The 7,704-nt window shown below is 63.5% G+C and carries 4 protein-coding genes and 1 pseudogene; 2 read left to right on the top strand and 3 right to left on the bottom strand.

Annotated features, from left to right (window positions below):
* The coding region (locus ACLP9N_RS17205; RefSeq protein WP_442408550.1) for an SDR family NAD(P)-dependent oxidoreductase at nucleotides 1–200 on the bottom strand (200 nt) is incomplete at its 3' end.
* A 95-nt stretch (nucleotides 201–295) separates the two neighbouring features.
* Entirely contained in the window at nucleotides 296–1,519 is a 1,224-nt protein-coding gene (locus ACLP9N_RS17200) for a class I SAM-dependent methyltransferase (protein ID WP_442408549.1), read from the bottom strand.
* A 383-nt stretch (nucleotides 1,520–1,902) separates the two neighbouring features.
* Between ACLP9N_RS17200 and ACLP9N_RS17195 the strand changes: the two are divergent.
* Nucleotides 1,903–3,159: pseudogene (locus tag ACLP9N_RS17195) on the top strand (class I SAM-dependent methyltransferase).
* Nucleotides 3,160–3,443: 284 nt separating this feature from the next.
* Here ACLP9N_RS17195 and ACLP9N_RS17190 read toward each other — a convergent pair.
* Nucleotides 3,444–6,860: a TM0106 family RecB-like putative nuclease gene (locus ACLP9N_RS17190; protein WP_442408551.1), complete on the bottom strand. Its 3,417-nt coding sequence runs from the start codon at nucleotides 6,858–6,860 to the stop codon at nucleotides 3,444–3,446.
* Between the two features lie 248 nt (nucleotides 6,861–7,108).
* Here ACLP9N_RS17190 and ACLP9N_RS17185 point away from each other — a divergent pair, with 248 nt between their 5' ends.
* A complete protein-coding gene (locus ACLP9N_RS17185) occupies nucleotides 7,109–7,432 on the top strand; it encodes a hypothetical protein (RefSeq protein ID WP_442408548.1) in 324 nt (107 codons plus the stop codon).
* Nucleotides 7,433–7,704 lie beyond the last annotated feature (272 nt).

The raw sequence follows: 7,704 nt of genomic DNA, 5'->3' as shown, positions 1-7,704 counted from the left end.
CGTTCGGTCACGTCGAGCCGGTCCGCCTTGACCTCTGCACCGATCGCCTTGAGCTGTTGCTCGGTGTCGGCCAGCCCTTCGGTGTTGACGTCGCTGATCGCCACCTTGGCGCCCGAGCGGGCCAGCTCGATGGCCAGCGCCTGCCCGATACCCGAACCCGCGCCGGTAACCACGGCGACCTTGCCGGCGAACCCGTCCATGAGCACTCTCCCTCGCGTTGGCTCACGTCGAGGTTAGCCGGTACCCGGGGTACCGCGTGCACGGGCCCGACGGTGTTGGGCGTCGCAGCCGCGCGTCACGCGCGCGGCAGGCCCATCGCAACAAAATCGAGACGCCACAACGACTGAAACAGCTTGCGGCCGAAACTCTCCAAGTCAGCCACATCACCTCGCCGCGCCCCACTTTGCGCCACGCACTCAGCGATCTCCCGGATGGTGCGACGGCCGTCGACGTGCTGCACGAAGGGCAACTGGGCCGAGTTGAGACCCATACGCCAATCCCGCCGGAAAATCTCGGCGCCGGACAGACCGCAACCTTTTCGCATCAGCGGAACATAATCGCGGGAGCCCTCCGCCGAAAAATCAATGGTGTAGCTCTCCGTCGGCCGCTCGGGGCGACACGCCATGAAGAAATGGCACGTGTTGAATATCTGGACTCGTTCCATCACCGACCAGAGCTGAGCCTCCGGCAACGTGTTCAGAGCTGAATACAACTCGCCCGCCGGTGCAAACCAATCGTGCGCGTAATACGGCGCCTTAAGCAGCCAGCCCTGGAACACGAGCCCGGCCGAGGTGACAAGATCAACACAATCGTCAACGGTGTAACTACGCTCGCGACCGTGCAGAAATGCGTCCACCAGGCCGGCATCGGACTGAAATTCATCCCCGGATCTTTTGATCGGCCTATGGCCAGGGTGATACTGGGGCAGCACCGCGATCGTCTCTTTGACAATTTGAACCGATGCATCATCTTGCCGCAGCCCCAAGTCACGAAACACCGATTGCAAGACTTCGATACCGATTCGGCCGTACTTCGCATAAAGCATAAGACCCATAGCGCCGTCCCGGCGCAGGCAGCTCTTGAGTGCTTCCAGGCCTGCCGACGGGCTTGCCAAGTGATGCAAAACCCCGGTCGACACGATGAGGTCGAAGTCGAGTCCCAGCGTCGGCAGCTCTTCGATCGGCAGCAGATGGCACTCCAGGTTGGTCAGCCCGTGTTTGTCTTTCAGATATTGCTGATGGTCCAGTGACGGCTGGCTGATATCGACCGCCACCACTTTCGCAGCCGGGTTCGTGTACGCAAAAATTGCGGCCTGGTTGGTGCCGCAACCGGCAATAAGAATGTCAAGGTCGGGTTTGTATTCCCGATCCGGCCATAACACCCGGTGTGCATGGACGGGGTCGTACCATTGCCAATTGCCGACACCAGCGGCCCATGCCTCGAGGTCCTGTATAGGGCGCGGGTACCTCCACCGCTCGTACTGACGGGACACGACATCGGCGCGCGGATCGTCCTTCACTTCAGATGTGGTTCCCTCCCGGTCAACTGTCAGTCGAGGATCGCAGACCCGTAGTCCGCCCTCATCCGCCGGGAGGATTATGGGCTACCGCCCGCCTCACCGGCAAACGATCCGACGCACCGCGGCGACTCCGACTGCAGCGGTTGCGTTCGCGGGTCGGGTAATCAACCTGTCGGCCAACACCTTCGACTACGTCGAAGTACAAACGCCGTCTCGTCGACACCGAGAGCCGACACGCCGCGGCAACGTCGGGGCCGTCGGTTCCTTGCGTCCCGAGATTGGGGTAGCCCATAATCCTGCCGTGGAAGAGGGGGGATCTGGGATAGTCTCAGCCAGCCAGCGACCCTGGATCAACGGCTGACCACAAAGGAGCCAGCGCTGCAGTGAAGAACGATCCGCGCGCAGATGTCGTCTCACGCCAGTACGAGCGGTGGAGGTACCCACGGCCTATATACGACCTCGACGGGCTAGACAACAACATTTGGCATTGGTACGACCCATCGCGTTTCCACGAGGTCTTATGGCCCGACCGGGAATACAAGCCCGACCTTGACATTCTCATTGCGGGTTGCGGCACCAACCAGGCTGCAGTCTTCGCATACCGCAACCCTGCCGCGAAAGTGGTGGCGGTCGATATCAGCCAGCCGTCGCTGCAACATCAGCAATATCTGAAAGACAAACACGGGCTGAGCAACCTGGAATTGCATCTGCTTCCGATCGAAGAGCTGCCGACGCTGGGGCTCGACTTCGACCTCATCGTGTCGACCGGCGTGCTACATCACTGGACGGATCCGCTGATCGGCATGAAAGCGCTCGCTGGCTGTCTGCGCCGCGACGGGGCTATCGGTTTGACGCTCTACGCAAAGTACGGCCGAGTCGGGGTCGAAATGCTGCAATCGGTGTTTCGTGACATGGGGCTGAGTCAGGACGAGGCCTCGGTCCACATCGTCAAAGAGACGGTCTCGGTGCTACCGGCGAATCACCCTATTCAAAGCTATCTCAGGATAGAGGGGGGTGAATTGAAATACGATGGCGCCGTGGTGGATACATTTCTGCATGGTCGCGACCGTAGCTATAGCGTCGATGACTGTATCGATCTCGTCACCTCGGCCGGACTCGCATTTCAGGGATGGCTCCTTAATACGCCATATTACCCGCACGATGCGTATGCGCCGGGGACCGCGGCCTCTCAGGCGGTGAAGGCATTGCCTGAGCGCACACTCTGGTCCGTGATGGAGCGTGTCCACATATTCAGCGGCTGCCATTTTTTCATAGCGTGCCGTGAGGACCGGCCGTAAGCGAGCTACACCATTGATTTTTCGACGGAGGGGTGCCTCGATTATGTGCCGACGTTCCGCATGCGCTGCGGTCTGTCCGGCACCGAGATTTTTCGGCCGGATTGGCGTATGAATCTCAGCGCGGCCCAGCTGCCCTTCGTCGAGCACATCGATGGCCGTCGCACCATCCGGGAGATCGCCGCGGGCGTGGCGCAGAGCGGGGGATCGCGGCGAACCGGTGTCGCCGAGCTGGAGAACTTCGGCCGCAAGCTGTTTCAGTCGCTGTGGCGTCTGGATTTTGTTGCCATGGGCCTGAACGCGAACTCACGTCGTAGGCCACGTACCAAGCCGATAACCACATGAGCCCGGTGTCGGCTTGATTCGTTTGGATCGGTTGTGCTGGCGCAGCGCCGTTGCCGCTCACTGCTACACCATTGTGTTTCGCTGATCTTGGATGGGTCACCGGTGCATCCGAGGTGCCGTCGAGTCATCGCCTTTGTCGCCGACGGGTCTCGGCGGTTCCCGGGGTGTGGTGACCGTCGACAGGGCTGAGCGCCGTTGAGCGCCGAACAGTGGTCGCCAGGTGCACCGCAGCACCGTTGAGCACAGTTTGGCGGGGCTGCGAGAGCTCATGGCACTCTCTCGTTTCATCGCGAACCGGCCGACGTTAGCGCCAAAAACGCACCCAGGTCGATCAGGCCGGCAGGCGTGGCGGGCAGATACTCGGTCAGCATTTCCGAGCGTACGATCATCGCTGCATACTGTGCTCGGCTGACGGCCACGTTGAGTCGATTCCTGTTGAGCAGGAATGAGATTCCGCGTGGCACCATATCAACAGACGAGGCCGTCATCGAGATGAAGGCCACTGGCGCCTGTCCGCCCTGGAACTTGTCGACCGTTCCAACCCGGACCCCGTCGAGCCCGGCGGACGAAAGTCGCTGACGCACCAGCGCCACCTGGGCGTTGTAGGGTGCCAGTACCAGCACATCGGAGGCGGCCAACGGCCGGGTGCCGTACTCGTCGGTCCACGACGTGCCGAGCAGCTGCCCGATCTCGGTGACGATCGCGTCGGCCTCTTCTGGGCTCCCGGTCGAGTTGCCTTGGTGGTAAACGGTAATCACGTGCACGCCGGGCTGATACCCGTCGAGTTGGCGCGCGCCGGTGCACTCGGTGTCGGAATGTAGTCTGCCCTCGTAGGACAGCGTGGAGACCGCGGCGCAGACCGCCGGGTGCATCCGGTACGAGCGGTCCAGGAAGTAGCCGCGTTCATCGGGCAGCGTGCGTTGACCGTCAACCAGCCAATCCAGCGCGGAACTGTCGACCGGTTCAGGATGAGTGCCCTGACTGACCTGTGGCAGCTGCTGTGGATCCCCGAGCAGCAACAGATTCGCGGCCGCCAGTGCCACGGCGATGGTATTGGCCAAACAGAACTGGCCCGCCTCGTCGATCACCAGCAGATCCAGGCTGCCCCGGGGCACCCGATTGTCATTGGCGAAATCCCATGCCGTACCGCCGATCACGCATCCTGCGGTGTCGGAAATGAATGCGGGGTAATCGTTCCCGTCGATTTCCTGCCAGCGCGGGGCGTTGTGGTCATGCCGTTTCTTCGCGACGCGCCCCGGATCCAGGCCGGCTGTGATTACACCATCCAGCAGGTTCTCCACCGCGGCGTGCGATTGCGCGACAACGCCGATGCGCCAGGCGTGGTTGGTGACCAACTGTGTGATCACGCGCGCGGCGGTGTGCGTCTTGCCGGTCCCCGGCGGTCCGTGCACCGCCAGGTACGACGAGTCCAGATCCAGTGCCGCAGCCGTGATGTCGGCGACGGTGTCGGTGCCGCGCGGCAGCGGAGTGCCGCTGCGGGTGCGGGGCGCACGGCGCAGCAGGATGTCGACCACGGCGGTGTGGGGTAGTTGCGGAAACCCGGCGGCCACGGCAGCAGCAGTCGATTCGATCGAGTCCCGCAGTGCTGTTGTCGGAACGGGTGGTCCGGGGGTGAGCGCGAACGGCAACTGGTGAAATGTGTTGCCGTCACTGCCAACTCGCTCAATGATAACCACTTCGGTGGGTGCCGTCAGATCATCGGCCTCGACAACCACGGCCCGTCCGGCCGCTCGCCGGTCGGGGTTGTCTGTCATACCCCGCGGAGCCGGGGGTTCGTAGAGCGCAAACACGTTCGTCATCAGGTCACCGCGTGCCAGCTCACCGCGCAGCTGCACCCGTCGCTGCGGCTTACGAGCGCGAGGAGGCGTATGCCAATCGACGCTGACCGACACATCGTCGGCAACGAAGACGTCGGTGTTATCCGCCCACTCGTCGACGGGAAAGTTCAGCCGGTCGAAATGCGCCCACCAGAACGGTTTGTCCTCTCGCCGGTGATAGCCGCGCGCCGCGGCCACCAGCGCCACAGCCGTCTGCTCGGGCGTGCGGCCGCCGACGGCCCCATCGCCGGTGAACGTCGACAACGCCACTGCCAGTTGGTCATGGTCTTCGACGGTGTTGCCTTCGGGAACTGGTTGGGCGCCAATCGGTACCACGCCAGATTCATAGGCGCGCAGCATCAGCCAGTTGCGCAATTCGCGAGTCGACAGGCAGTCGTAGTGGTTGTAGTCCTCGATCTCCTTGAGGACGGATGCGGCATCATCGAAGCGGCCAGCGGCCTGCAGTTCGCAGTACCGGGCGTAGGAGGTGATCGAGTCGGTGGCCGTGGTGACGTCGCCAACGCGCAGCTGCGCCCCCATGTATAGCGGTTCTAGCGCCTTGAGGCTGAACGACTCCGCGCCCACCCGAATGCTCTTGCGCACCAATGGATACAGGTCGACCAGCGTCCCGCTACGCAATAGTTCGTCGACCTCGTCCTCACCGACTCCGTACCGTCCGGCAAGCCGCAATAACGCGGTCTTCTCGTACGGTGCGTAATGGTAGATGTGCATGTTGGGGCGACGCTTGCGGCGCTTGGCCACCATTGCCAGGAAATCAGTCAGGGCCTTTCGTTCGTCCACCCGGTTATGCGCCCACAGCGGTCGAAAGGTGTCTGCCGGCCCGGCTTCCAAGACGCCGAACAGATATTCCAGACCCCACTCGTGGCCGTCGGCGGTCCACAGTGGATCACCTTCGAAGTCGAAGAACAGGTCACCGGGGTCCGGCTCGGGTAACAGTGTCAGCGGCTGCGGGTCGACGATCTCGAACTGCGGAATGGCGGTTTCGCGTTGGCGGACTTGCAGTTTAGCCTGCGCGGTCAATTTGCCGAGCGGGCCGGATGCCAGGTCTGGCACTGGTTCGGTATGGCCGGCCAGTTCGCCGATCGTGGTGATCCCGGCGTCAAGTAGCTTGTCCCGCTGGCTGACTCGCATGCCGGCGACCAACAGCAGATCGTCAGTCGCACGCAACTGTTCGGTGCACAACGGACAACGAAAACATGCCCGCACTCCCTGGTCTTCCCAGCGCACCGCGGTGCCCGCGGCGTAGTGGTCGTCGAGCAGCCGCTGCAATTGCGTGCGCTGGGAGCGGTAGACGGGGATCAGGTCGCCGACACGGTAGCGCACGACGGTGCCGTCGCCCAGCTGCAACTCGGCCTCCGGCGCGACTGGGACGCCCGAGCCGGCCAGCGCGTCGGCATAGGCCGCCAGTTGCAACAACGCGGTGACTTTGGGCGAGCGGGCCAGCTTGGTGTCAGCGACCCGATAGTGCTCGCCGTCGAGTACCAGAAAGTCGGCGAACCCGACGAAACGGCCGTCGAACATCGCGGCCTGATACACCACCGGGGCGCGGTTGACGATGGCATGCTGGGTCGCCTCGGCGGCGGCCGTCAGCCCGGCGAGGGTGTATGCCGGACGGCCGATGACAGCGACTGCATCCCCGAACTCGTCGCGCAGTTGGTTGAGCCGGCGTCGTTCGTGCTGGTTACCGAGGACGACGGTTCGCGCGAGCAACGCGTCGTCCGCGGAAACGGCGGGGCCTCGGCCCAGTTTCGCGTCGAAAGCCCGCAACAGGGCGTACTCGCATCGGGCGGCAGCGGCAAGATCTGACGCGCTGTAGACGATGGTCCCGCCGACGACGAACACAGCAGCGACTGTAGGTGAGGGGTCCGACAAATCGGTGGTACCGAAGGACTCGGCGTGACCGGGGCGGCGAAAAGCGCGCACGGCGCAAGGTGAAAGCGCATGTGGCGCACCCAAAGCGGCGAAGAGGGGAGCGAAGTACAGCAGGGGGCCCGCGCCGGTGATGGTGGACGAAGTGGCGCGGGCCGGGGGGTTGGCGGTCAAACCTTCCGCGATCGGCGTCGTATCTCCTCGACCGTTGTTGAGGGCCGGTGGTGGGGAACAAGCTCAGCGTGTCGGGCGGTGTGCTGTCCGGGTTTATGGTCGGGTCTGACCGGCAGGTCCGGTTTGTGCTGGTGGTGCTGACCCAGGCTGAGACTGATAGTCCGGTCGGGCGTGTGGAGGTAGAGATCATGCCTCCGAGGGATGACGATCCGCTCGTCGTCGAGTACGAGCTGCCAGAAGCCGCGGCCGGCGGCGAAATCGGATTCGCTTTCTTCGACGTCGAGGTGAGGCTGCCGGTGAATGGCCGTTGGGTGTTTGTGGTGAGTGGCGGGCCTGGAGTGTTCTCGCTTCCGCTGCAGGTGAGTGGCTGACGCGGCTCGCTGAGCCGCGGTGGAACGTGCACGTAGCGGAAGGCGCCGGTGCAGGCCCTGTCCGACGCGATGCCCCAGTTGTGTGCAAGTCAGCCTCAAAGCTATGGCCTGGTAGCTCGGCGACGATGGCGGGCGGCTGGACCTCGCTCCCGCCGCCGGCGCTCCTGCACCGCAGCGCGGAGCGCTGAGATTCAGCTAGGCCTTGCACCTAAAAATCTTCAGCGCGTGTGACGCGGTGTGCGCGGGCGCGTCGGATCGCCGCGTCGAAGCGC

The sequence above is a fragment of the Mycobacterium sp. genome (genome assembly GCF_052144515.1).
Lineage (GTDB): Bacteria > Actinomycetota > Actinomycetes > Mycobacteriales > Mycobacteriaceae > Mycobacterium.
Note: the sequence above shows the minus strand (reverse complement) of the source record. Positions and strands in the feature narration are given on the sequence as shown.